22 protein-coding genes and 3 tRNA genes are annotated in these 22783 nt (G+C 71.2%); 13 read left to right on the top strand and 12 right to left on the bottom strand.

Annotated elements, in window-relative coordinates:
* Positions 1-6: 6 nt before the first annotated feature.
* The 9 genes from nuoF to ACE101_RS14865 all read right to left on the bottom strand — a co-directional run bounded on the left by nuoF (position 7) and on the right by ACE101_RS14865 (position 6615).
* The gene (gene nuoF / locus ACE101_RS14825) at positions 7-1308 is read right to left on the bottom strand and encodes an NADH-quinone oxidoreductase subunit NuoF (RefSeq protein ID WP_379130735.1); all 1302 of its coding nucleotides are present in this window, start codon (positions 1306-1308) and stop codon (positions 7-9) included.
* 9 nt (positions 1309-1317) lie between these two features.
* Positions 1318-2436, bottom strand: a complete 1119-nt coding sequence (gene nuoE / locus ACE101_RS14830) for an NADH-quinone oxidoreductase subunit NuoE (RefSeq protein ID WP_379130737.1) — start codon at positions 2434-2436, stop codon at positions 1318-1320.
* A gap of 39 nt (positions 2437-2475) precedes the next feature.
* On the bottom strand, positions 2476-3666 hold the full coding sequence (locus tag ACE101_RS14835) for an NADH-quinone oxidoreductase subunit D (RefSeq protein WP_379130739.1): 1191 nt from the start codon (positions 3664-3666) through the stop codon (positions 2476-2478).
* A gap of 9 nt (positions 3667-3675) precedes the next feature.
* A complete protein-coding gene (locus ACE101_RS14840; protein ID WP_379130741.1) occupies positions 3676-4323 on the bottom strand; it encodes an NADH-quinone oxidoreductase subunit C in 648 nt (215 codons plus the stop codon).
* Between the two features lie 10 nt (positions 4324-4333).
* A complete protein-coding gene (locus tag ACE101_RS14845; protein ID WP_379130744.1) occupies positions 4334-4921 on the bottom strand; it encodes a NuoB/complex I 20 kDa subunit family protein in 588 nt (195 codons plus the stop codon).
* 42 nt (positions 4922-4963) lie between these two features.
* Positions 4964-5329 (bottom strand): NADH-quinone oxidoreductase subunit A, encoded by a 366-nt coding sequence (locus tag ACE101_RS14850; RefSeq protein WP_379130746.1) that lies wholly within the window; start codon positions 5327-5329, stop codon positions 4964-4966.
* A 323-nt stretch (positions 5330-5652) separates the two neighbouring features.
* On the bottom strand, positions 5653-6135 hold the full coding sequence (locus tag ACE101_RS14855) for a CAP domain-containing protein (RefSeq protein WP_379130748.1): 483 nt from the start codon (positions 6133-6135) through the stop codon (positions 5653-5655).
* Positions 6136-6423: 288 nt separating this feature from the next.
* Positions 6424-6500, bottom strand: a tRNA-Asp gene (locus tag ACE101_RS14860).
* A 38-nt stretch (positions 6501-6538) separates the two neighbouring features.
* Positions 6539-6615, bottom strand: a tRNA-Asp gene (locus ACE101_RS14865).
* Positions 6616-6765: 150 nt separating this feature from the next.
* Here ACE101_RS14865 and ACE101_RS14870 point away from each other — a divergent pair.
* A tRNA-Val gene (locus ACE101_RS14870) sits at positions 6766-6841 on the top strand.
* A gap of 54 nt (positions 6842-6895) precedes the next feature.
* On the opposite strand, the gene ACE101_RS14875 is transcribed toward ACE101_RS14870, so the two are convergent.
* On the bottom strand, positions 6896-7873 hold the full coding sequence (locus ACE101_RS14875) for a glycosyltransferase family 61 protein (protein WP_379130751.1): 978 nt from the start codon (positions 7871-7873) through the stop codon (positions 6896-6898).
* A gap of 369 nt (positions 7874-8242) precedes the next feature.
* Here ACE101_RS14875 and ACE101_RS14880 point away from each other — a divergent pair, with 369 nt between their 5' ends.
* Entirely contained in the window at positions 8243-9481 is a 1239-nt protein-coding gene (locus ACE101_RS14880) for an MFS transporter (protein ID WP_379130753.1), read from the top strand.
* Between the two features lie 93 nt (positions 9482-9574).
* Positions 9575-11302 (top strand): ubiquinone-dependent pyruvate dehydrogenase, encoded by a 1728-nt coding sequence (gene poxB / locus ACE101_RS14885; RefSeq protein WP_379130756.1) that lies wholly within the window; start codon positions 9575-9577, stop codon positions 11300-11302.
* Positions 11303-11342: 40 nt separating this feature from the next.
* Here poxB and cobT read toward each other — a convergent pair whose 3' ends face one another.
* A complete protein-coding gene (gene cobT, locus ACE101_RS14890) occupies positions 11343-12374 on the bottom strand; it encodes a nicotinate-nucleotide--dimethylbenzimidazole phosphoribosyltransferase (protein ID WP_379130758.1) in 1032 nt (343 codons plus the stop codon).
* A gap of 448 nt (positions 12375-12822) precedes the next feature.
* Here cobT and cobS point away from each other — a divergent pair, with 448 nt between their 5' ends.
* From cobS to ACE101_RS14910, 4 genes are all read left to right on the top strand, one after another.
* Complete coding sequence (cobS, locus tag ACE101_RS14895; RefSeq protein ID WP_379130761.1) at positions 12823-13695, top strand: adenosylcobinamide-GDP ribazoletransferase; 873 nt, start codon at positions 12823-12825, stop codon at positions 13693-13695.
* A 13-nt stretch (positions 13696-13708) separates the two neighbouring features.
* Positions 13709-13924: a DUF1289 domain-containing protein gene (locus ACE101_RS14900; RefSeq protein WP_379130763.1), complete on the top strand. Its 216-nt coding sequence runs from the start codon at positions 13709-13711 to the stop codon at positions 13922-13924.
* Between the two features lies 1 nt (position 13925).
* Positions 13926-14630 carry a retropepsin-like aspartic protease family protein gene (locus tag ACE101_RS14905; RefSeq protein ID WP_379130765.1) on the top strand — a complete coding sequence of 235 codons (705 nt, stop codon included), beginning with the start codon at positions 13926-13928 and terminating at the stop codon, positions 14628-14630.
* A 124-nt stretch (positions 14631-14754) separates the two neighbouring features.
* On the top strand, positions 14755-15177 hold the full coding sequence (locus ACE101_RS14910) for a cupin domain-containing protein (protein WP_379130767.1): 423 nt from the start codon (positions 14755-14757) through the stop codon (positions 15175-15177).
* A 42-nt stretch (positions 15178-15219) separates the two neighbouring features.
* On the opposite strand, the gene ACE101_RS14915 is transcribed toward ACE101_RS14910, so the two are convergent.
* A complete protein-coding gene (locus ACE101_RS14915; protein ID WP_379130769.1) occupies positions 15220-16896 on the bottom strand; it encodes a formate--tetrahydrofolate ligase in 1677 nt (558 codons plus the stop codon).
* Between the two features lie 448 nt (positions 16897-17344).
* On the opposite strand from ACE101_RS14915, the gene ACE101_RS14920 reads away from it, so the two are divergent.
* The 6 genes from ACE101_RS14920 (at position 17345) to ACE101_RS14945 (ending at position 22775) form a co-directional block, all read left to right on the top strand.
* Positions 17345-17620, top strand: coding sequence for a hypothetical protein (locus tag ACE101_RS14920; RefSeq protein ID WP_379130772.1), 276 nt, complete (start codon positions 17345-17347; stop codon positions 17618-17620).
* Between the two features lie 239 nt (positions 17621-17859).
* Complete coding sequence (locus ACE101_RS14925; protein WP_379130774.1) at positions 17860-18090, top strand: DUF6894 family protein; 231 nt, start codon at positions 17860-17862, stop codon at positions 18088-18090.
* 394 nt (positions 18091-18484) lie between these two features.
* On the top strand, positions 18485-19063 hold the full coding sequence (locus ACE101_RS14930) for a hypothetical protein (RefSeq protein ID WP_379130776.1): 579 nt from the start codon (positions 18485-18487) through the stop codon (positions 19061-19063).
* A 138-nt stretch (positions 19064-19201) separates the two neighbouring features.
* Positions 19202-20155, top strand: a complete 954-nt coding sequence (locus ACE101_RS14935; protein WP_379130778.1) for an NUDIX hydrolase — start codon at positions 19202-19204, stop codon at positions 20153-20155.
* A gap of 122 nt (positions 20156-20277) precedes the next feature.
* Positions 20278-21279 (top strand): quinolinate synthase NadA, encoded by a 1002-nt coding sequence (gene nadA, locus ACE101_RS14940; RefSeq protein WP_379130781.1) that lies wholly within the window; start codon positions 20278-20280, stop codon positions 21277-21279.
* A complete protein-coding gene (locus tag ACE101_RS14945; protein ID WP_379130784.1) occupies positions 21276-22775 on the top strand; it encodes an L-aspartate oxidase in 1500 nt (499 codons plus the stop codon). Before nadA ends, ACE101_RS14945 begins: the two co-directional genes overlap by 4 nt.
* Positions 22776-22783: the final 8 nt, after the last annotated feature.

Below are 22783 nucleotides of genomic sequence, written 5' to 3' on the forward strand. Positions count from 1 at the left end.
CTCGTCTCACTCCGCCGCCATCGGGACGGGGTCGCTGTGCGGGTTGGCGCTGTAGCGGTCGATGCGCTTCTCGATCTCGGGACGGAAGTGGCGGATGAGGCCCTGGATCGGCCAGGCCGCGGCGTCGCCCAGCGCGCAGATCGTGTGGCCCTCGATCTGCTTGGTGACGTCGAGCAGCATGTCGATCTCGCGCCGCTGCGCCCGGCCCTCGGCCATGCGCAGCATCACGCGCCACATCCAGCCGGTGCCCTCGCGGCAGGGCGTGCACTGGCCGCAGGATTCGTGCTTGTAGAAGTACGAGATGCGGGCGATGGCCGCGACGATGTCGGTGGACTTGTCGAGCACCATCACGGCCGCGGTGCCGAGGCCCGATTGCAGCCCGCGCAGGGTGTCGAAATCCATCGGCGCGTCGATAATCTGCTCGGCGGGAACCAGCGGCACCGAGGAGCCGCCCGGGATCACGCAGAGCAAATTGTCCCAGCCGCCGCGGATGCCGCCGCAATGGCGGTCGATCAGCTCGCGGAAGGGCACGCCGAGCGCCTCCTCGACGTTGCAGGGCTTGTTCACGTGGCCCGAGACGCAGAACAGCTTGGTGCCGGTGTTGTTCGGCCGGCCGATGCCGGCGAACCACTCCGCGCCCCGGCGCAGGATGGTGCCCGCGACCGCGATCGACTCGACGTTGTTCACCGTCGTGGGGCAGCCGTAGAGGCCCATATTGGCCGGGAAGGGCGGCTTCAGCCGCGGCATGCCCTTCTTGCCTTCGAGGCTCTCGATCAGCGCCGTCTCTTCGCCGCAGATATAGGCCCCGGCGCCGTGATGGACGTAGAGGTCGAAGGGATAGCCGTGAACGTTGTCCTGGCCGATCAGGCGGGCGTCGTAGGCCTCGTCCACCGCCCGCTGAAGGGCGTGCTTCTCGGCGACGTACTCGCCGCGGATGTAGATGTAGGCGGCATGCGCGCCCATCGCGAAGGAGGCGAGGAGACAGCCCTCGATCAGGAGATGCGGATCGTGCCGCATAATCTCCCGGTCCTTGCAGGTGCCGGGCTCGGATTCGTCGGCGTTCACCACGAGGTAGTGCGGACGCCCGTCCGACTTCTTCGGCATGAACGACCACTTGAGGCCCGTGGAGAAGCCGGCGCCGCCGCGGCCGCGCAGGCCGGACTTCTTCATCTCCTCGATGATCCAGTCGCGGCCCTGCTCCAGCAGGAACTTGGTGCCGTCCCAGGCGCCGCGCTTGCGGGCGGCATCAAGGCCCGGGGAGTGGAACCCGTAGAGGTTCGTGAAGATGCGATCCTGGTCGGAGAGCATGGCGTCGTCCTACCGGTTCGAGGAGGTCTTGGAGCGGCCCTTGGAGCCCGGACCGGGCGGGCCCTTGTCGTTCGGATCGACGCCCACGGGCTTGGCCTGAGACCCGTCCGTGCGACCGGGCGCGGCGCTCGGCTCCGCGCCGGCCACCGGCGTGGTGCCCTTCGCGTCGGCGACCGGGCGGCCCTCCTCGGGCTTCGACGGCGTCTCGGTGTAGGAGCGCCCGCTCTGCGGAGCCGGCTGCGTCTCCGGGCCGCTCGTCGGTGCGGCGACGGTGCTGCGATCGCCACGCGCGTGGCCGTCGGGCTCGGCCGGAGCCTTGCCCTCGGCCGCCCGCTGCGCGGGCGCCGCCGCGGCGGGGCTCTCCGTGGCGCGGCCCGAATCGGGCTTGGCGGGCTTCGGGTCGGCGGCGTCCTTGACGGCCGCGCCGGCGGCCTCGGCCTTCGCCCTGGTCTCCGCGCCCTCCTCGTGCAGGCCCTCCTCCTCGAAGCGCTTGCGCCACGCGCCGATGCGCGAGCCGTCGAACAGCGTCTCGTCGGTGAGCGTGGTCACGGCGCCCTGCGGCTCGGACGAGGTGCGCCCGATCTGCGAACCGACCTTCACCGGCCGGCCGGCCGCGAGATCGTCCATGAGCGCCGAGAGGCTCTCGGGGGTGAGGTCCTCGTAGTAATCGTGGTTGATCTGCACCATGGGCGCGTTGCAGCACGCCCCCAGGCACTCGACCTCGAGCCAGGAGAAGTTCCCGTCCGGACTCACGTGTCCGGGCGGGCCGAGGCGCTCATGCAGCAAATGCTTGAGTTCCTTGGCGCCGCAGACGTCGCAGGGCACGGTGCCGCAGACCTGAATCCAATAGCGGCCGACCGGCTCGAGGGCGAACATCGTGTAGAAGGTCGCGACTTCGAGCACACGGATATGCGGCATGCCGAGCTGATCGGCGACGGATTCGATCGCCTTCTGCGGCAGCCAGCCGCCGTTCTGCTCCTGCGCCCGCCACAGGAGCGGGATCACCGCCGAGGCCTGCCGGCCCTCGGGGTACTTCGCGATCTGTCCCTTGGCCCACTCGGCGTTCTCGGGGGTGAACGCGAAGCTCTCGGGCTGTTCGGCGGCGGGCGCCAGTCTGCGGTTTGCCATCGCTCTCGTTCTCTCAGCCGCGGCCGCTCGTCAGGCTTCTCACCGGTCCACCTCGCCGAACACGATGTCGAGGGTGCCGAGGATGCACGACACGTCCGCCAGCATGTGCCCGCGGCACATCCAGTCCATCGCCTGCAGGTGGGCGAAGCCCGGCGCGCGGATCTTGCAGCGGTAGGGCTTGTTGGTGCCGTCCGCGACCAGATAGACGCCGAACTCGCCCTTCGGTGCCTCGACCGCGGCGTAGACCTCGCCGGCCGGCACGTGGAAGCCCTCGGTGTAGAGCTTGAAGTGGTGGATGAGCGCCTCCATCGAGCGCTTCATCTCCCGCCGCGGGGGCGGCGCCACCTTGCCGTCCTGCGTCGCGATCGGCCCCTGGCCGTCCGGCGCCCGCAGCTTGGCGAGGCACTGCTTCATGATGCGCACGGACTGGCGCATCTCCTCCATGCGGATGACCTGGCGATCGTAGGTGTCGCCGTTCTTCCCCACGGGGATGTCGAACTCCATCTCCTCGTAGGCCTCGTAGGGCTGCGCCTTGCGCAGATCCCACGGAATGCCGGAGCCGCGCACCATCACGCCCGAGAAGCCCCAGGCCATGGCCTCGTCCACCGAGACGATGCCGATGTCGACGTTGCGCTGCTTGAAGATGCGGCTGCCCATCACGAGGGTGTCGAGGTCATCGACCACCTTCAGGAACGGATCGCAGAAGGCGTCGATGTCGTCGATGAGGCCCGCCGGCAGGTCCTGGTGGACGCCGCCCGGCCGGAAATAGTTGGCGTGGAGCCGCGCCCCGCTGGCGCGCTCGTAGAAGATCATCAGCTTCTCGCGCTCCTCGAAGCCCCACAGCGGAGGCGTGAGCGCGCCGACATCCATCGCCTGCGTGGTCACGTTGAGGAGGTGCGAGAGCAGCCGGCCGATCTCGCAGAACAGGGTGCGGATCAGCTTGGCGCGCCGCGGCACCTCGATGCCGAGCAGCTTCTCCACGGCGAGGCAGAAGGCGTGTTCCTGGTTCATCGGCGCGACGTAGTCGAGCCGGTCGAAATAGGGCGTCGCCTGGAGGTAGGTCTTGACCTCGATCAGCTTCTCGGTGCCGCGGTGCAGGAGCCCGATATGCGGGTCCACGCGCTCGACGATCTCGCCGTCGAGTTCCAGCACGAGGCGCAGCACGCCGTGCGCCGCCGGGTGCTGCGGGCCGAAATTGATCGAGAAGTTGCGAATGCTGTGCTCGGTCATCGTCGATCCCTACCGCTTCGCCTTCTCGTCACCCGGCAGCACGTAGTCCGTGCCTTCCCAGGGCGACAGGAAGTCGAACTGGCGGAACTCCTGGGTGAGCTTCACCGGCTCGTAGACCACCCGCCCCTCGTCCTGGTCGTAGCGGACCTCGACGAAGCCGGTGAGGGGGAAGTCCTTGCGCAGCGGGTGGCCCTCGAAACCGTAATCGGTGAGGAGCCGGCGCAGGTCGGGATGGCCCGAGAACAGGATCCCGTAGAGGTCGTAGGTCTCGCGCTCGTACCAGTTCGCGGCCGGGAAGACCGGGATCACGGACGGCACGGGGGTGGCCTCGTCGGTCTGCACCTTCACGCGGATGCGCCGGTTATGGCGCAGGGAGAGCAGGTGGTAGACGACGTCGAAGCGCTTCTCGCGGCCCGGGTAATCCGCGCCGCAGATGTCGATGAAGCAGCGGAACGAGCAGGCCGGATCGTCGCGCAGGTGGGTGAGCACCCGCACGATCTCGGACGGCGCGACGATCAGCGTCAGCTCGTCGAAGGCGATCACGCGGTCGGCGATCGCGGCGCCGAGCGTCTCGGCGAGGCGATCGCTCAGCGCCTGCAGCGCCTCGACCCCGTGGGCGACCTCCGTGTGAGGCCGGATCGTGATGCCGTTCGTCATCGTCTCGCCTTCAGCGCTCGATCGTTCCGGTGCGGCGGATCTTCTTCTGCAGCAGCAGAACGCCGTAGAGCAGCGCCTCCGCGCTCGGAGGGCAGCCCGGCACGTAGATGTCCACCGGCACGACGCGGTCGCAGCCGCGGACCACCGAATAGGAGTAGTGGTAGTAGCCGCCGCCGTTGGCGCAGGAGCCCATCGAGATGACGTAGCGCGGCTCCGGCATCTGGTCGTAGACCTTGCGGAGCGCGGGCGCCATCTTGTTGGTGAGCGTCCCGGCGACGATCATCACGTCCGACTGACGCGGGCTGGCGCGCGGCGCGAAGCCGAAGCGCTCGGCGTCGTAGCGCGGCATCGACATCTGCATCATCTCGACCGCGCAGCAGGCGAGGCCGAAGGTCATCCACATCAGCGAGCCGGTGCGGGCCCAGGTGATGAGGTCGTCCGCGGTGGTGAGCAGGAAGCCGCGGTCGGCGAGTTCGTCGTTGATCGACAGGAAGGTCGGATCGGTGGCGCCGATCGGCAGGCCGGTCTTCGGATCGATGATGCCCTTCGGCTGCGGGGCGATCGCCGGGGCGCGGGAGAAGGAGGTGTCGAGGGCCATGGGGCGTCCGGATCTCTCAGGGGGCGGCGGAGGCTTTTCGGCTCAATCCCACTCGAGGGCGCCCTTGCGCCACTCGTAGACGAACCCGACGGTCAGCACGCCGAGGAAGATCATCATCGACCAGAAGCCGAACCAGCCGAGGTCGCCGAAGGTGATCGCCCACGGGAACAGGAAGGCCACTTCGAGGTCGAAGATGATGAACAGGATGGCGACGAGATAGAAGCGCACGTCGAACTTCATGCGCGCGTCGTCGAAGGCGTTGAACCCGCACTCGTAGGTCGAGAGCTTCTCCGGATCCGGGCTGTTGAAGGCGACCAGGAAGGGCGCCACGAGGAGCGCCACGGCGATCACCATCGAGACGCCGATGAAGATCACGAGTGGCAGATAGTCCGACAGGAGGCCGTTCATCGAAGGACCCTCATTGGTCGTGGGGCGGCGCGGCCCATGGACGGCCCGCGGCCGGCTCGGCCCGTCGTTCGGAACGGTTCCAAGGCCCGGAGAATGCCGCGAGGCTTAAACGAGCGGATATGCCGAAACAAGGGGCGTTCGCATCGCACAAAGCGCGAACATTCATCGCGGAGATAAGGCGCGGCGCGCGCGGCACAACACCCATGAAGGACCGAAGGGCTGGCGAGTTTCGTCGCAGTCTGGTCGATTCGGCGGGTTTTCTCGTCAGATCCTCGCAGGCGGCGCCGGCCGAGCTTCGCCGCGATGCGGCAGATGCCGGGCCGCTATGAGTCCGACAGGATCAGGGCCCAGAAGCGCTTGTAGCGGCTGGTCGGGGCGTCGACCCGGGCGATGCCGATGCGACGCACCTGCGGCATCAGCATGTTGCGGTTGTGCTCCGGGGATGCCTGCCAGCGCTTGAGCACCTCGTCGAAGGTGCTGGAGCCGGCGCTCAGATTCTCGGCCGCGTAGCGCCCGCCGAATCCCGCGCGCTTCAGGCGGCTGTCGAAGGTGCCGCCGACGTCGTGCGAGAGGTAGCCCGCCCGGGCATTGGCCTCGGCCTGCAGGGAGGCGGCCCGGATCAGCGACGAATCGATCGCCACGGCACCGAGGCCATGACTCGCCCGGTAGCGGGTGATCGCGGCGGCAGCGGCGGCCTCGTCGAGGATCACCGGGCTCGTCGGAAGATCGGCCGAGGGCAGCAGCCCCGGCCCGCCGCACCCTGCCAGAGCGAGCCCGCAGGCAAGGAGGGCGGCATATGGGACCATGCACCACCGGTTGCGGTGCCGTCCCCCCTCCCCGGCGGAGGCGGCGGGCAGCAACGATCGGGTCGCGAGGGGCATCGTCGGGTCCTGGTGGCAGCGCGAGCGGAATGGCCCGCACCTGTCCGGCGATTGTGGATATTTCGGGGTAGGCGGCCGGGCGGCGCGTCCGATCGCGGCCTGACGTGGCCGACCGGGCATGATCGCCCATACCCTGCCCTGCGGCCGTCAGGCGGCGGTCAACCGGATGGATCCGAGCCCGATGGATCTGAGATGGAGACTTGGTGTCCGAAGTGGCGCGGGCGACGGGGCTCGAACCCGCGACCTCCGGCGTGACAGGCCGGCACTCTAACCAACTGAGCTACGCCCGCGCAGATACGGAGCACTCACGACGACCCAAGGATGGGAATGGCGCGGACGACGGGGCTCGAACCCGCGACCTCCGGCGTGACAGGCCGGCACTCTAACCGACTGAGCTACGTCCGCGCGCCGCATCGCTGTGCTGCGATGGCGGCGGTGTATGGGGCCGGCCCCGCCCTGTCAAGCAGGTGTTTCGCGGAAAGCGGCGGAGGCGGCACGGGGCCTTGCACGAGGCCTTGCGCTCACCGGATGCTCCCCTTAACGATGCCGCACCGGGGGCGGTTAGCTCAGTTGGTAGAGCATCTCGTTTACACCGAGAGGGTCGGCGGTTCGAGCCCGTCACCGCCCACCAGATCATCCGGGCCGCATGCCGGCCGCGAACCGCCCGATCCCGCCCCGGCCACGATCAAGCCGCGCTTCTTCCGCGAAGAACGCAGTCGATCTCGAAGGGCGTGATGGTCAGGGCGCGGTCCCAGGGCAGGCCGCCCCGCTGCGGCCCCACCTCCCGGCAGCGGATCTCGACGTAGTTCAGCCGGCGCGCCTCGGCGATGCGCCAGAACAGCACCTCGCAGGCGCTGCTCGGCATGAAGCAGGACACCGTCGTGCCGGGCTTGCAGAAGGCGATGTTCGTGAGCGCGGCCCCCATGACGCCGGCGACGCGGCTGCTGCCGCGGAAGACCCGGATCTGATCCGCGAAGCTCAGTCCGCCCGCGAAGCGGTCGCTGTAGCCATGCGTCGCCAGATGGCGCGCGACGGCGGGCTCGTCGTCGAAGTCACGGCTCGCCCCCGCTCCGCGGCTCGCATAGAGGCGGTCGACATCGCCGGGCGGCACGGCCGCGGCGATCTCGTCGAGACAGGTCATCACGAACGGCGACAGGTACTGCGTGTGCACCGCGAGCCCGTCCACGACCATGAGCCGCTCGACGCGGACGGGATCGTCCCCGGTCACGACCACCTGCTCCGGCGCGTAGCCCGCCGCCTGGAGGGCCTGGCGCTTGATCTGGTCGAGCGCCGGAGAGGCCCGATGGATCAGCGCCGGCCAGTCCGCCAGGTCGAGGTGGCGGCGCGCGTACCACGCGCGGGGCAGCATCTCGAGAATGAAGTGGCCGTAATTCGTCGCGCCCCGGTTCTTCGCCAGCACGGCCCGCTCGATCGTCGGAACCTGTCCGGCGCTCCGCACGGCTTCGATCCGGGCGCGGGCCTGCGCGATGTCCGCGTCGGAGTGGTAGGTCCTGGTCTCGGGAATGAGGGTCAGGCTCGCATCGAAGCAGAGCCCTTCGAGGGCAACGAAGACCTCCCGGAACTCCAGGAACCGGAGGCTGCGTCCGGGATGCATCGATTGCGACCAGATGTTTCCGAGCAGACCGCGGACATCATCCCGCATCGGCTCGATCTCAACGATATGAGGCGGCGCATAATACGAATTCGGGCATGGCAGCTCAAGAACGCACCGTGACGAAGCCGTGTCCATCGCCGCACAAGCCCTGTTTCTTGAATGAGTCCGGAAGAGGAAAAGATCTTCAGGCAGAAGGAGACTGCGACCGGTGCGATGGCGAACCGGTCACGGCAGCCCGGGTTCGAGATCGTCGCGGGTCGACGAACGGCCGAGGCGGGCTTCATGCTTGCCACGCCCCCCGATGGGCATCAAGCGCGTCAGGCCCGGCTCCTCCGATGCCGCGTGCCGTCGCGAACCACCCGCACCGGCGAGACGCTTGCATCCGTGCCGATGTTGGCGGCATGAGCACGGGCTGCCATGTCCGACGCCCTCCCCGCCTCCGCCAGCCCCGGTGGATTCCTGCTCCGCAATCCGGATTTCCGGCTGTTCTGCGTCGCCCGGTTCCTCAGCGGGCTCGCCTACCAGATGCAGGCCGTCGCCGTGGGCTGGTTCGTCTACGACCTGACGCACAGCGCCCTGGCGCTCGGCCTCGTCGGGCTGGCGAGCTTCGCCCCGGCGATCCTCGGCGCCCTGGTGACCGGGCACGTCGCCGACACCTATGACCGCCGCCTCATCGCCGCCGGGGCCTACGCGCTGATCGCCCTCTGCGCCGCCGCCCTGGCGACGCTGGCCCTTTCGGCACGGGCGCCGGTCTGGCCGGTCTACGCGCTGATGGTGGTGATCGGGAGCGGCCGGGCCTTCGCCTTCCCGGCGACACAGGCGCTGATGCCGACCCTGATGCCCCGCGAGCAGTTCGGCACCGCCATCGCGTGGAACTCCTCGATCTGGCAGAGCGCCTCCGTCTCGGGACCGGCCCTCGGGGGCCTGCTCTACGCGCTCGGCCCCGGGGTCGTGTTCGGGATCGCGGCGATCTGCTTCGGCCTCGCGGCGCTCGCCCTCGCCGGAATCCGGCCGCGGGAGACGGCGGCCCCGAGCCGCGGCCCGGTCTCGTGGAGCACGCTGCTCGCCGGCCTCACCTATATCCGCTCGCAACCCGTGGTGCTGGGGGCGATCACCCTCGATCTCGCGGCGGTGCTGCTCGGCGGCGCCACGGCGCTGCTGCCGATCTTCGCCCAGGAGGTGCTGCATGTCGGCCCCCTCGGGCTCGGGCTCCTGCGCAGCATGCCGGCGGCGGGCGCGGTCGCCACGGCGGTGATCCTCGCCCAGCGGCCGCTCGTGCGGCGGGCCGGGCCCCGCCTCCTCGGGGCCGTCGCGGTGTTCGGCATCGCCACCATCGGCTTCGGACTCTCCACCTCGCTGCCGCTCTCCATGGCCTGCCTGTTCGTGACCGGGGCGGCCGACATGGTGAGCGTCTATGTCCGCCAGAGCCTGGTCCAGGGCGAGACGCCGGATGCGATGCGCGGCCGCGTGGCGGCCGTGAACACGGTCTTCATCGGCGCCTCGAACGAACTCGGCGAGTTCGAATCCGGCACGCTCGCGGCCCTGATCGGCGCGGCGCCCGCGGTCGTCGTCGGCGGGATCGGAACCGTGCTGGTCGCGATGCTGTGGACGCGGCTGTTCCCGGCCCTGCGCCGGCGCGACCGGCTGCTCGCCTGACGGAACGGCCTCGCCGGCCATCGGTTGTTGCACTGCGTCAAGCGGGGCGGGAGTCGCGCTGCGGCGCGGACCGACCCTCGCAGGAGGCGCGACATGGCTCGCCAAACCGTTGCGGATCTCATCGCCGACACGCTGCACGCCGCGGGCGTGCGCCGCATCTACGGCGTCGTCGGCGATTCGCTGAACGGACTCACCGAGGCGCTGCGGCGCAGGCAGACCATCGACTGGATCCATGTCCGCCACGAGGAGGCGGCGGCCTTCGCGGCGGGCGCCGAGGCGCATCTCACCGGCGAACTCGCGGTCTGTGCCGGGAGCTGCGGGCCGGGCAACCTCCACCTGATCAACGGCCTCTACGATTGCCACCGCTCGCAGGTGCCGGTGCTCGCCATCGCGGCCCAGATCCCGAGCGCCGAGATCGGCTCCGGCTACTTCCAGGAGACGAACCCGGAGAAGCTCTTCGCCGAATGCGCGCATTACGTCGGCCCGGTCGCCACGGTCTCGCAGATCGCCCGCACCCTCGACATCGCCATCCGCGAGGCCATCGCCAAGCGCGGCGTGTCCGTGGTGATCGTCCCGGGGGATGTCGGCCTCGAATCGATCGAGGTGCCGAGCGCCCCGCGCTGGCTCAAGCCCCGCCCGCCGATCGTGCAGCCGAACCCGGAGGATCTCGACGCCCTGACGGATTTCCTGAACGGCGCCGAGCGCCTGACCATCCTGGCGGGCGGCGGCTGCGCGGGGGCGCATGATGGGCTCGTCGCCCTCGCCGGCACGCTCAAGGCGCCGGTGGTCCACGCGCTCAAGGGCAAGGAATTCGTCGAGTACGACAACCCCTACGACGTGGGCATGACCGGGCTGATCGGGTTCTCCTCCGGCTACCACGCCATGCGGGATTGCGACGCGCTCCTCATGCTGGGGACCGACTTTCCCTATCGGCAATTCTACCCGGAGGAGGCCCGCGTCGCCCAGGTCGACCTGCGGGCGGGCCATATCGGGCGGCGCACGCGCGTCGATCTCGGCGTCGTCGCGGATGTGGGCGCGACCCTCGACGCGCTCCGGCCCCGCCTCGCCGAGAAGACCGACCGGCGCTTCCTCGACAAGGCGCTCGCCCATTACCGCGACGCCCGCAAGGGGCTGGACGACCTCGCGGTGGGGCATCCCGGCCGGCGGCCGATCCACCCGCAATATCTCGCCCGCATGCTCGACGCGGCGGCGGCCGAGGACGCCATCATCACCTGCGACGTCGGCACGCCGACGATCTGGGCGGCGCGCTACCTGACGATGAACGGGAAGCGGCGCCTGATCGGCTCGTTCTGGCACGGCTCGATGGCCAACGCCCTGCCGCAGGCGATCGGCGCCCAGGCCGCCTTCCCGGACCGGCAGGTCATCTCCTTCTCGGGCGACGGGGGCTTCGCCATGCTGATGGGCGAGTTCCTCACCCTCACGCAGGTCGGGCTGCCGGTGAAGGTCGTGGTGCTCAACAACGGCACCCTCGGCTTCGTCGAGATGGAGATGAAGGCCGCCGGCTTCCTCGATACCGGCACGGCGCTGACGAACCCGAACTTCGCCCGCATGGCCGAGGCCGCGGGCGTGCTGGGCTTGCGGGTGGAGGACCCGGCCGAGGTCGAGCCCGCCCTCGCGCGGGCCTTTGCCCATGACGGGCCGGTCCTCGTGGACGTGGTGACCAACCGCCAGGAGCTGGCTCTGCCGCCCAAGACCACGATGGAGCAGGCCAAGGGCTTCGGCATCTACCTCGCGCGGGCGGTGATCAGCGGGCGCGGCGACGAGATCATGGAACTCGCGCGCACCAACCTGCTGCGCTGAGCGCTCGTCCGACAACCGGTCGGTCGGATGTCGGCGTCGCTCACGCGCTCCGCTCGGAGACGCCCGCCTGTGCGAAGGTCGCCATGTCCCGGTGGCAGGCGAGCGCGGCCTTGAGGAGGCCGAGGGCCAGAGCGGCCCCCGACCCCTCGCCGAGATGCAGGCCGAGCGTGAGCACCGGATCGAGTCCCAGCCGCTCCAGCACCGCCCCGTGCGCGCCCTCCGCCGACAGGTGGCCGGCGATGCAATGGTCGAGCGCCCGCGGATCGAGGGCGTGCAGCACCGCCGCCGCCGCGCAGGCGACGTAGCCGTCGAGCACGACCGGCACCCGCTGCAGGCGCGCGGCCAGGATGGCGCCGGCGATCGCCGCGACCTCGCGCCCGCCGAGGCGGGCCAGCACGGCGAGCGGGTCGTCGAGGTGGCCGGCATGGCGGGCGAGCGCGGCCTCGACGGCCGCGACCTTGCGGGCGAACCCGGCCTCGTCCACGCCCGTGCCGCGGCCGACCCAGGCGGCGGGCTCGCCGCCGTAGAGGGCCGCGTAGATCGCCGCCGCCACGGTGGTGTTGCCGATGCCCATCTCGCCGAGGGCGAGCCCGTCCGTGCCGGCCGCCACCGCCTCCATGCCGAAGGCCATGGTGGCCACGCAGGCCTTCTCGGTCATCGCCTCGGTCTCGGTGATGTCGCCGGTGGGCAGGTCGAGGGCGAGGTCGAACACCTTGAAGCCGAGGCCGTAGGCGGCGCAGATCTGGTTGATCGCCGCGCCGCCGGCCGCGAAATTGTCGAGCATCTGGCGGTTGACCGCGGCGGGAAAGGCCGAGACGCCCCGGGCGGCGACGCCGTGGCTGCCCGCGAAGACGCAGACGAGCGGCCGGTCGAGGCTCGGCATCGGCTTGCCCTGCCACGCGGCGAGCCATCCGGCGAGGGTTTCGAGCCGCCCCAGGCTGCCGGCGGGCTTGGTCAGGGTCGCCTGACGCTCGGCCGCCGCCCGGGCGGCGGCTTCGTCCGGGCCCGGCATGCCGGCGACGAGCTGGCGGATATCCGCGAAGGGGCTGGCATCCGGGGACGTAGCGGTCATGACGGGCTCCGGCGATCGATCGATCGCGCCTCTTAACCACCGGCCACGGGCAAGGCGAGCGGATGCGGCAGCGCACCGCGGCGCCGCACCGGGGCGAGCGCTTCAGCGCGCTTGCCCCGGTTTCCTGTTTGGCCTCGGACGCAGGAAGTCCAAGGATCCCGGGGCGCCTCCGCGACGCATGCGTCGCCGCGACCTTGGCTGTCGTTCCGCTCTGCGTTCGAGAGGACATGCGTCCTCTCGAACCCGCTCCGCGGGGCGCTGTTCGCGCCCGACATGGGGCGCCGCCTTGCGGGCGGGCGCCAGGAGGATCGCCGAAGCGCAAGACGATCGCCGAAGCGCAAGACAGATCGCTGAAGCGACTGCCCTGGCCCCGCACCTTCGTTGACGACGACGCCGGGCGGTTTCGGCTATAATCCGGATGCGAGACGCGGGCTGAAGGCGGACGGCGATGGCCGAGGGTGCGGGCTTGGACGCGAGGCAGGCCGCCGAGGAGGCCGATGACGAGTTCGAGCCGCCGCCGCCCGGAACCGGGCTCTGGCCGCCGCTGCTCGATCTCGCCGCCTGCCTGCGCTTCTACAGCCGCCTGCCCGTCCCTGCCCTGCCGGGCGAGGCGGGCGATCACGCCCCGCCCGACTTCCGCATCGTGCCGCGGATGCTGCCCATCGCGGGGCTGCTGATCGCCCTGCCCGGGATGGTCGCCTTCCTCGGCGCGCTCGGGCTCGGGCTCGGCCCCTACCTCGCCGCGACCCTCGCCGCCCTCACGGCGACGCTGGTCACCGGCGCCCTGCACGAGGACGGCCTCGCCGACGTGGCGGACGGGTTCGGCGGCGGCGCGGATGCGGCGCGCCGCCTCGCGATCATGCGCGACAGCCGGATCGGCGCCTACGGGGCCGCGGCCCTGATCCTCGCCTACGCGCTGCGCATCGGCGCCCTCGCCACGCTCGCCGACCGGATCGGCTGGCGGGCCGCGCTCGTGCTGCCGCTCGCCGCCGCCCTGTCGCGCACCGCGGCGCTCTGGCCGATGATCGCCCTCGCCCCGGCCCGGCCGGACGGCGCCGCGCAGGCGGTCGGGCGTCCCACCTCCGGCACGCACGCCATCGCGTGGTCGCTCTGCTTCGCCATCGCCCTCCTGGCGTGGCTCCTCGGCCTGCCCTGGATCGGCCTCGTCCTGGCGGGCCTCCTCGCGGTCTTGTCGGCCTGGACGATGAGCCGCATGGCCGAGCGGCTGATCGGCGGCCAGACGGGGGACGTGATCGGCGCCTGCCAGCAGATCGCCGAGATCGCGATCCTGCTGGCGATCCTCATCGCCGTTCCCCGCTGAGCCCGCCGCCCGGATGAGTTCTCCCTCCACGCCCTGCACCCGCGTCTGCGTCCTCGACCCGGTCTCGGGTCTCTGCGAGGGCTGCGGGCGCACCCGCGACGAGATCGCCGCCTGGGGTCTGCTCCCGGAGCCGGAGCGGCGGCGCATCATGGCGCTGCTGCCCGCCCGGCGCGCCGCCGCCGGGGTGGATCCCGCCGCAGCCCGGCCGGCCGCCGCGTCCCGCCGCTGAGATGCCCGGCGCCCTCGGCGTCGCCCTGCTGCTCGCCGCTGCCGGCTGGGCGGTCGGCTTCCTGGCGGAGGGCCCCGTCGCCGGCTGGCCGCAGCGGGAGATGGCGGTCGCGGCGGGAGCCGGGGCCGCCCTGCTGGTGGTCCTGAACGGGATCGGCCGGCGGTTCCGCCACGGCCTCGGCACGGGGCTCGGCGCCCTCGCCCTCTGGCTCGCCCTCGGCCTCGGCGCCGGCACCCTCTACGTCCGGCGCGATGAGGCGCGCGAGGCTGCCTTCCGGGTGTTCGGCGAGCTGGCGGCCGGCGCGCCGGTCGCGACCGCGTCGGGCGAGGTCGTGATCGCCCGCCGGGCCGATGGCGGCTTCTCGGTGCGGGCGGCCGTGAACGGCCGCGAACAGCTCTTCGCCTTCGACACCGGTGCCAGCGCGGTGGTGCTCACCGCCGAGACCGCCGCCCTGCTCGGTCTCCACCCGCATCCTCAGGGCTTCACCGTGACGGTGCAGACCGCCAACGGTCCGGCCGCGGCCGCGCCCGTGATGCTCGACACCATCGCGGTGGGCCCGATCCGCGAGCGGCGCGTGCCGGCCCTCGTCACCAAACCGGGGGGCCTCGGCGTGAACCTCCTCGGCATGACCTTCCTCGAACGCCTCGCCTCCTACGAGGTGCGCGGCAGCCGGCTGATCCTGCGGGGCGCAGCACCGCGGCCATGACCGCCCCAGCTCGATGACCGTGCCGGCTTGACGGAAGCTCCCGCGGGGCGGAGCGTAGCAGCGGAGCCGGCCCGAAGAGACCGGCCGCTCAGCAGAATTGCATCATGCTCAGGGAGATACGCCGATGATCACCCGCCGCGGCTTCGGCCGCATCGCCTCCTGCGCGCTCTGTGCGACGGCCGGCTTCCTGGCCAGCGATGCTTCCGCCCAGTCACCTCCGGCCGCCACCGCGGGCGTGAAGCGCAAGATCCTGTCCCAGGTCGACGGGCCGGTGCCCGGCTACACGACGATCGTCGCCGAGGTCGAGATCGAGCCCGGCGTGCTGGTCGCCCGCCACACCCATCCGGGCATCGAATCGGGCTACATCCTGGAGGGCGAGATCGAGCTGCCCATCGAGGGCCAGCCCACCAAGGTCCTCAAGACCGGGGACGCCTTCCAGGTCCCGCCGAACACGCCGCATGCCGGCGCCAGGAGCGGCGGCACGCGCGTGCGCATCACCAGCACCTACGTGGTGGAGACGGGCAAGCCCCTCGCCTCCCCCGCCTGAGGTCGAGGATGGGCCGCCGCCGGGCGGCGGCCCACCGGAGCGTCAGAAGAGGCCCTCGATCTGCCCGTCGGCATCGAGGTAGATCCCCTCCGCGGCCGGAACCTTGGGCAGGCCCGGCATGGTCATGATCTCCCCGCAGATCACCACCACGAAGCCGGCACCCGCGGACAGGCGCACGTCGCGCACCGCCACCACGTGCCCGCTCGGCGCGCCGATCAAGCCCGGATCGGTGGAGAACGAGTACTGGGTCTTCGCCATGCAGACCGGCAGCTTGCCGTAGCCGTCCTTCTCGAACTGGGCGAGCTTGGCGGCGGCCTTCGATTCGACCTGGATGTCCGCCGCCCCGTAGAGGGTCTGGGCGATGGTGCGGATCTTGTCGGTGAGTTTGGCGTCTTCCGGATAGACGAAGTTCGGCGTCTTCGGGGCGCCGCCCTCGGCCAGGGCCACCACCGCGCGGGCGAGATCCTCGGCCCCCGCGCCGCCCTCGGCCCAGTGGCGGCAGGTGATCGCCTCGACGTCGAGCTTGTCGCGGCAGAGCGCCTTCAGGGCGGCGTGCTCGGCCTCGGTGTCGGCGTGGAAGTGGTTGACCGCCACCACCACCGGCAGCCCGAAGCGGCGCACGTTCTCCACGTGCCGGGCGAGGTTGGCGAAGCCCTTCTCCAGGGCTGCGACGTTCTCGCTGCCGAGCGCCTTCTTCTCGACGCCGCCATGCATCTTCAGCGCCCGCACCGTCGCCACGATCACGACGGCGCTCGGCGACAGGCCGGTCTGGCGGCACTTGATGTCGATGAACTTCTCGGCTCCGAGATCGGCGCCGAAGCCCGCCTCCGTCACCGCGTAGTCGCCGAGGCGCAAGCCCGTGCGGGTGGCGATCACCGAGTTGCAGCCATGCGCGATGTTGGCGAAGGGGCCGCCATGGATCAGGGCCGGGCTGCCCTCCAGGGTCTGGACGAGGTTCGGCTGCAGGGCGTCCTTGAGCAGCACCGTCATGGCGCCCGTCGCCTTGAGGTCGGCAAGCGTCACCGCCTTGCGGTCGCGGGTCTCCGCCACGACGATGCGGCCGAGGCGCGCCTCCAGGTCGGCGAGATCCCGGGCGAGGCAGAACACCGCCATCACCTCGGAGGCCACCGTGATGTCGAAGCCGTCCTCGCGCGGGTAGCCGTTGGCGACGCCGCCGAGCGACTGGGTGATGGAGCGCAGCGCCCGGTCGTTCATGTCGACCACCCGGCGCCACGCGATGCGGCGCAGGTCGATGCCGCGTTCGTTGCCCCAGTAGATGTGGTTGTCGATGAGCGCCGCCGCGAGGCTGTGGGCCGAGGTGATGGCGTGGAAATCGCCCGTGAAGTGGAGATTGATCGCCTCCATGGGCACGACCTGGGCCTTGCCGCCACCGGCGGCACCGCCCTTCATGCCGAAGCACGGCCCGAGCGAGGGCTCGCGCAGGCAGATCACGGTCTTCTTGCCGATGCGGTTGAGCGCGTCGCCGAGGCCGACCGTGGTGGTGGTCTTGCCCTCCCCCGCGGGCGTCGGGCTGATCGCCGTCACCAGGACCAGCTTGCCCTCGGGCTTCGCCTCCAGGGAGGCGATGTGGGCGTGGTCGATCTTGGCGATGTGCCGCCCGTAAGGGTGCAGGGCCGCGTCCGGGATGCCGATCCTGTCGGCGATGGCGCTGATCGGCTGGAGGGTGGCCGCGCGGGCGATCTCGATGTCGGTCGGCATGGAACCCGATGGTTGTTGTTCTCAGGGAGCGTGACGTGGCGTCCGTCTCGGATCACCTTAAGCCGCGCCCGGGGATTCAGGCCAGACTAAATCGGTTGACCGTCCGGCTCAGAAAATTCTAACGCATGGATACTAAAAGTTGGACTTTGGTCCAGCCGACGGCGCGAACTTGCTGATTCGACCTCGTTGATGCGTTCACCGGTCTGATCCTCGCCGATGACGAGGGTCGGTGTCACCACGGCCGGTGATCGTTCAGCGCCGATGCCCGTTGGCTGTCCCCAAGCCCGGTGCGCCGACGCCTTGGGCCCGCATCCCGCATGGTCCCGGCTAGCACCGGCGCGGCCGCGAAAGGCGCGCCATTAATCATGCGAGGCGATTCGCGGCGGCCGCAGAGAGGAGGTTCACGTTTCCTCGCGACGGTGCCGCCGTGGAACTCGGGGGAACAGGGATGGGCTTCCTGCTGCGCGCCGGCTTGGTGATCGGCCTTCTCGCCTACGCGTCGGCGCCCGTGACGTCTCCCTCCGGCCGGAGCGAGCCAGGCCTCGCCGAGCAGGCGGCCTCCACACTCCCCGCGATCCTCGGCACCCTGCCGCCCGGGCTGCGCGAGCGGGCCGCCCGCGAAGGCGAGACCGCCGCGGCGCGCGCCATCGCGGCGCAACTGCGCGGCAGCGTCCACGCCCAGGTGGAGACGGGCAGCGAGGCATCCACGGCACGCATACGCTGATATATTAGATTGTGCCGGTTTTTCCTGGTTGTGGCATGGATTGGCCGCGACCGTCCGTAGAGATCGGCAACGATCAGGCTTGATCTCGCGATGCTCCTGCGACTTGGCGATGGACGTTTTCTATGTCAGGCTACGCAGCAGTCTGACGGCCGCGTGCTTCGCTGGTCGGCGCCGAGCGCCGACTCGCGCGGGTTCCGCGGTGTCGAAGACCTTCGGATGGCCATCCGCACCGGGATCCCGTGCCTCGATACTTCTTCGACGTGATGGATTCGACGCGCAGCGTGCCCGATGAAGCTGGCCTCGAATGCCGCGATCTCGGGGAAGCCCATCTGCAGGCTTGCGCCCTCATCGCCGATGCGATGACCGGGCCGGAACGGCTCGCCGTCGACTGGCGTGAATGGCGCGTCGAGGTGCGCGACGAAGCCCACAGCCTGCTGTTCAGCGTGCCGTTCCCGCCCCGGCTCGACTGACACGCTTTCCGGAGGATCACTTCCGGAAGGCGTGTCATCAGCCCGTGCGGCGCGGAGCCTTAGCTCCGCGCACACCCGAGCGACATCGATTTCCGCATCGCGACGCGATTGCCTTGGCAATCGCCGAGCAATCGATCGGAAATCATATGAGGCGATCCATCCCGTCTCCCCGAAGAAGCGTCTGCCGAGGCCGTCCGGAATGGCCGAGCCGGAGCCGGCCTTGATCTACATCAATGACGGCGGGGAAACCCGATGCCACCATGGGTGCTGATGCCGTCCGGTAAGGCCCCGCCGAACGGCGAACGCACCGTTGCGTTATACCCCGGGGGAGTTATCTGATCGATTGAGGTCGGACGGTCCGGGAAAGGTGGCGATGGGGGAATCTGGGGAGCGGATGACCGAGGATCAGGTCCGGAAGACGCTCGACACAGTGCTGCGCACGCCGTCATTCACCCGCTCCCCCAAACTGTCGAGCTTCCTGCGCTTCGTGGTGGAGGAAGAACTGGCCGGCCGCGGCACCGCACTCAAGGCCTACACCATCGCGACCCGCGCCCTCGACCGCGGCAACGATTTCGATCCGAGCCTCGATCCGAGCGTGCGCGTGGAGGCGGGCCGGCTGCGCCGGACGCTCGACGAGGCCCATGGCCTGCTCGGCTCCGGGACCGGCGTGCGCATCCGCATTCCGGTCGGAACCTACAGGCCGCAATTCGAGTCCGTTACCGCGTCGCGCGATGCCCCTCAGGCCGTGGCGGTGCCGGAAGCGGAGCCGGAGCCGGAGCCCGTCCCGATCCATGCGGGTCCTGCCCGCGTCGTCGTCGGGTTCAGCCCGCGCGGCCAGAAGGCGATCATCGCGCTGCTGACGGGCATTCTCCTGATGCTCTGCATCGAGGTCGCCTTGACGCTCACCAGCGTGAGCCACGCCAGCCGCGGACCCGCCGCGCGGGAAAGGAGCTTCGCGGACGGAACGCCGTAAGCCAGTCAATCGCTGAAGCGATGGTCCCGCGGCCGCGCGCAGGGCGGCGCGCATGTCGGGCGCGAACAGCGCCCCGCGGCGATGGAGACCGCCCGCGGCCCCGTGGTAGAGCCTCGGTCCGATCGGGGAGCGGGCGCGATGGCGAAAGCGGAGCGGGTGGAACGGGAGCCGATGGCGGCGGCATCGGCGCCCACCATCGGCCTCGCCGCCGTGATCATCGCCGCCACGCAGAACGAGCCCCGCGTGCTCACGGTCCCGGAGCCGGTGCCCGGCCGCGGCGAGGGCCTTCCCTCCGGCCCGCTGGAACCGGCCCATCCCACCCTGGAGCGGGGATTGCGCGCCTGGGTGGAACGTCAGACCGGGCAGACGCTGGGCTACGTGGAGCAGCTCTACACCTTCGGCGACCGCAACCGCCGGCCCGACGGCGACGGGCCGCACGCCCTCTCCGTGGCGTACCTCGCCCTGGTACGGGAGGCGCGGCCGGCCGCCGATTCGGCGTGGCAGAACTGGTATCGCTACTTCCCCTACGAGGATTGGCGGAGCGGAAGCCCCGCCTGCCTCGATGCCATCGCCGCCCGGCTCGACGCGTGGTCGCAGGCGGCGCCCGATGCCGGCGAGGCCCGCCGCCGCGCGGACCGGATCGGCCTCGCCTTCGGCGTGGCGGGCGGCGGCTGGAACGAGGAGCGGGTGCTGGAGCGCTACGAACTCCTGTTCGAGGCCGGCCTCGTGCCGGAGGCGGGGGCCCCGGACCGGATCGCCGGCCAGCCGATGGCCCTCGACCATCGCCGGATGCTCGCCACCGGCCTCGGGCGCCTGCGCGGCAAGATCAAGTACCGCCCGGTCGTGTTCGAGCTGATGCCGCCGGCCTTCACCCTGGGCCAGCTCCAGCGGGTGGTCGAGGCGCTCTCCGGCGTGCTCCTGCACAAGCAGAATTTCCGCCGCCTCGTCGCCCAGCAGGGCCTCGTGGAGGAGACCGACGCGATCAGCGCCGAGACCGGCGGACGCCCCGCCCGGCTGATGCGGTTCCGCCGCGAGGTGCTGCTCGAACGCCCGGCTCCGGGCCTGCGCCTGCCCCCCGGCCGCCGCTCCTGAGGATCGGCGCGTCACGGCGCCTCCCCCTTATGCTCAATCGCAGCATATCTGGACAGGGATCCGGGCGGGGATTACGCTAGCCGGGTAAATGCTCAAAATGAGCATAAATGGTGGAGACGGGAATGGCCGCCATCGACCGAGCCATGCAGGAGCCCTTGCCGCTTCCGGACCTCTACGCCCGCGTGAAGGGCCACGTGCCGGCGATCGAGTGGCCGGCCCTCGCCGGGGACGTGGCGGCGATCCAGGCGCTGAAGCGCCGCCGCAACGCGGTGGTGCTGGCCCACAATTATCAGGCGCCCGAGATCTTCCACACGGTGGCGGACATCGTCGGTGACAGCCTCGCCCTCGCCCGCGAGGCCGCCCGCACCGATGCCGACGTCATCGTGCTCGCGGGCGTGCATTTCATGGCCGAGACCGCGAAGCTCCTGAATCCCGGCAAGACCGTGCTGATCCCCGACGTCGCCGCGGGCTGCTCGCTGGCGGATTCGATCACGGCGGCGGATGTGCGGGCGCTCCGCCTGCGGCATCCGGGCGTGCCGGTCGTCACCTACGTGAACACCTCGGCGGCGGTGAAGGCGGAATCGGATCTCTGCTGCACCTCCGGCAACGCCCGGGCGGTGGTCGAATCCCTCGGGGTGCCGCGCGTGCTGATGATCCCCGACGAGTACCTCGCCCGCAACGTCCAGGCCGCGCTGCCGCAGGTCGAGATCCTGTCCTGGGCCGGCCATTGCGAGGTGCACGAGCGCTTCTCGCCCGCCGACATCCGCGAGGTGCGCGAGGCCTATCCGGGCGTGACGGTGCTCGCCCACCCCGAATGCCCGCCCGAGGTGGTGGCGGAAGCGGATTTCGCCGGCTCCACCGCCGCCATGCAGGACTTCGTCGAGCGCCGCCGGCCGGCGCAGGTGGTGATGATCACCGAGTGCTCGATGGCGGACAACCTCGCGGTCCGCAATCCGGACGTGGCGTTCGTCAAGCCGTGCAATCTCTGCCCGCATATGAAGCGGATCTCGCTGGCGAAGATCCGGCAGGCTCTCGAGACCATGAGCCACGAGGTCACGGTGCCGGACGACCTCGCGGCGCCCGCGCGCCGGGCGGTCGAGCGCATGCTGGCGGTGCGGCCGTGAGCGCGGACGGCATCCTGGTGGTGGGGGCCGGCATTGCCGGCCTCGCCACCGCCCTGCGGCTCGCGCCGCTGCCGGTGACGCTGATCACGAGCGCCCCGCTCGGCGAGGGAACCGCGACCGCCTGGGCCCAGGGCGGCATCGCTGCGGCCCTCGGCGCGGATGACGGTCCCGCCCTCCACGCCGCCGACACCCTCGCGGCCGGGGCCGGGCTCACCGACCCGGAGGTCGCGCAGCGCGTCGCCACCTCCGCTCCCGGCCTCGTCGGCTGGCTGTCGGATCTCGGCCTCGCCTTCGACCGCGGCGCGGACGGCGGGCTGGCGCTCGGGCTCGAAGCCGCCCATGGCCGTCGCCGGATCGTGAAGGCGGGCGGCGACGCCACCGGCCACGCGGTGCTCGCCACGCTCGCACGGGCGGCGGCGGCCTGCCCGTCGATCGCGGTAGTGATCGGCCGGGCGACCGCCCTGGCGCAGGATGCCGCGGGCCGGGTCGCCGGCCTGCGCGCGAGCTTCGGCGGCGAGAGCATCGATCTCCCGGCGCGCGCGGTCGTGCTCGCGACGGGCGGCCTCGGCGGCCTCTATCGCGCCACGACCAACCCGGCCGGCGCGGTCGGTTCGGGCCTCGCGCTCGCGGCCGGCATCGGCGCGGTCCTGCGCGACGTCGAGTTCGTGCAGTTCCACCCGACTGCCATCGCGGCCGGAGGCGACGGTCCCCTGCCGCTGGCCACCGAGGCCCTGCGCGGCGAGGGTGCCGTGCTGGTGGATGCGGCGGGGGAGCGGGTCATGGCCGGCATCGCGGGGGCCGAACTCGCGCCGCGCGACGTGGTCGCCCGGGCGATCTTCGGCCGGACGCGCCGGGGCGAGGCCGTCTTCCTCGACGCGCGCCGTCTCGACGTCGCGCGGCGCTTCCCCACGGTGGACGCGCTCTGCCGGGCCGCGGGCATCGACCCCGCGACGACCCCGATCCCGGTCCGGCCGGCGGCCCATTATCACATGGGCGGCATCCGGGTGGACGGGCGCGGGCGCAGCTCGATCCCCGGTCTCTGGGCCTGCGGCGAGGTGGCATCGACGGGGCTGCACGGAGCCAACCGGCTCGCCAGCAACTCGCTCGTCGAAGCGATGGCCTTCGCGGATTTCGTGGCGGCGGACATCCGCAACGCCGCCCTCCGCCCCGGCCGCATCACCCCCGCGCCCGCGCCACCCCCGGCACCGCCCGCCCTGCCGGAGATCCGCCGGATCATGGAGGCCGAGGTCGGACTCGTGCGCCACGAGGAGGGGCTGACCCGGGCGGTGGGCCGGCTCGCCGCCCTGGCCGCGGCCGGGTCGCCGGAGGCGTGCGTCGGGCTCCTCGTCGCCACCGCCGCCCTCGAGCGGCGCGAGAGCCGCGGCGCCCATTGGCGCGAGGATCATCCGGGACAGCGGGCGCCCCGATCCACCGAGATCACCCTGGCCCAGGCGCTGCACCGCGCCGCGCGGTGCAGCCCGCAAGCGGTCCCCTGACGGGGGTG

This window comes from Methylobacterium carpenticola, assembly GCF_042748905.1.
Taxonomy (GTDB): Bacteria; Pseudomonadota; Alphaproteobacteria; order Rhizobiales; family Beijerinckiaceae; genus Methylobacterium; species Methylobacterium carpenticola.

Coding starts and splice junctions, on each gene's coding strand:
- nuoF (WP_379130735.1), bottom strand. CDS start 1,308: ATGCTCTCCGACCAGGATCGCATCTTCACGAACCTCTACGGGTTCCAC.
- nuoE (WP_379130737.1), bottom strand. CDS start 2,436: ATGGCAAACCGCAGACTGGCGCCCGCCGCCGAACAGCCCGAGAGCTTC.
- ACE101_RS14835 (WP_379130739.1), bottom strand. CDS start 3,666: ATGACCGAGCACAGCATTCGCAACTTCTCGATCAATTTCGGCCCGCAG.
- ACE101_RS14840 (WP_379130741.1), bottom strand. CDS start 4,323: ATGACGAACGGCATCACGATCCGGCCTCACACGGAGGTCGCCCACGGG.
- ACE101_RS14845 (WP_379130744.1), bottom strand. CDS start 4,921: ATGGCCCTCGACACCTCCTTCTCCCGCGCCCCGGCGATCGCCCCGCAG.
- ACE101_RS14850 (WP_379130746.1), bottom strand. CDS start 5,329: ATGAACGGCCTCCTGTCGGACTATCTGCCACTCGTGATCTTCATCGGC.
- ACE101_RS14855 (WP_379130748.1), bottom strand. CDS start 6,135: ATGGTCCCATATGCCGCCCTCCTTGCCTGCGGGCTCGCTCTGGCAGGG.
- ACE101_RS14875 (WP_379130751.1), bottom strand. CDS start 7,873: ATGCGGGATGATGTCCGCGGTCTGCTCGGAAACATCTGGTCGCAATCG.
- ACE101_RS14880 (WP_379130753.1), top strand. CDS start 8,243: ATGTCCGACGCCCTCCCCGCCTCCGCCAGCCCCGGTGGATTCCTGCTC.
- poxB (WP_379130756.1), top strand. CDS start 9,575: ATGGCTCGCCAAACCGTTGCGGATCTCATCGCCGACACGCTGCACGCC.
- cobT (WP_379130758.1), bottom strand. CDS start 12,374: ATGACCGCTACGTCCCCGGATGCCAGCCCCTTCGCGGATATCCGCCAG.
- cobS (WP_379130761.1), top strand. CDS start 12,823: ATGGCCGAGGGTGCGGGCTTGGACGCGAGGCAGGCCGCCGAGGAGGCC.
- ACE101_RS14900 (WP_379130763.1), top strand. CDS start 13,709: ATGAGTTCTCCCTCCACGCCCTGCACCCGCGTCTGCGTCCTCGACCCG.
- ACE101_RS14905 (WP_379130765.1), top strand. CDS start 13,926: ATGCCCGGCGCCCTCGGCGTCGCCCTGCTGCTCGCCGCTGCCGGCTGG.
- ACE101_RS14910 (WP_379130767.1), top strand. CDS start 14,755: ATGATCACCCGCCGCGGCTTCGGCCGCATCGCCTCCTGCGCGCTCTGT.
- ACE101_RS14915 (WP_379130769.1), bottom strand. CDS start 16,896: ATGCCGACCGACATCGAGATCGCCCGCGCGGCCACCCTCCAGCCGATC.
- ACE101_RS14920 (WP_379130772.1), top strand. CDS start 17,345: ATGGGCTTCCTGCTGCGCGCCGGCTTGGTGATCGGCCTTCTCGCCTAC.
- ACE101_RS14930 (WP_379130776.1), top strand. CDS start 18,485: ATGACCGAGGATCAGGTCCGGAAGACGCTCGACACAGTGCTGCGCACG.
- ACE101_RS14935 (WP_379130778.1), top strand. CDS start 19,202: ATGGCGAAAGCGGAGCGGGTGGAACGGGAGCCGATGGCGGCGGCATCG.
- nadA (WP_379130781.1), top strand. CDS start 20,278: ATGGCCGCCATCGACCGAGCCATGCAGGAGCCCTTGCCGCTTCCGGAC.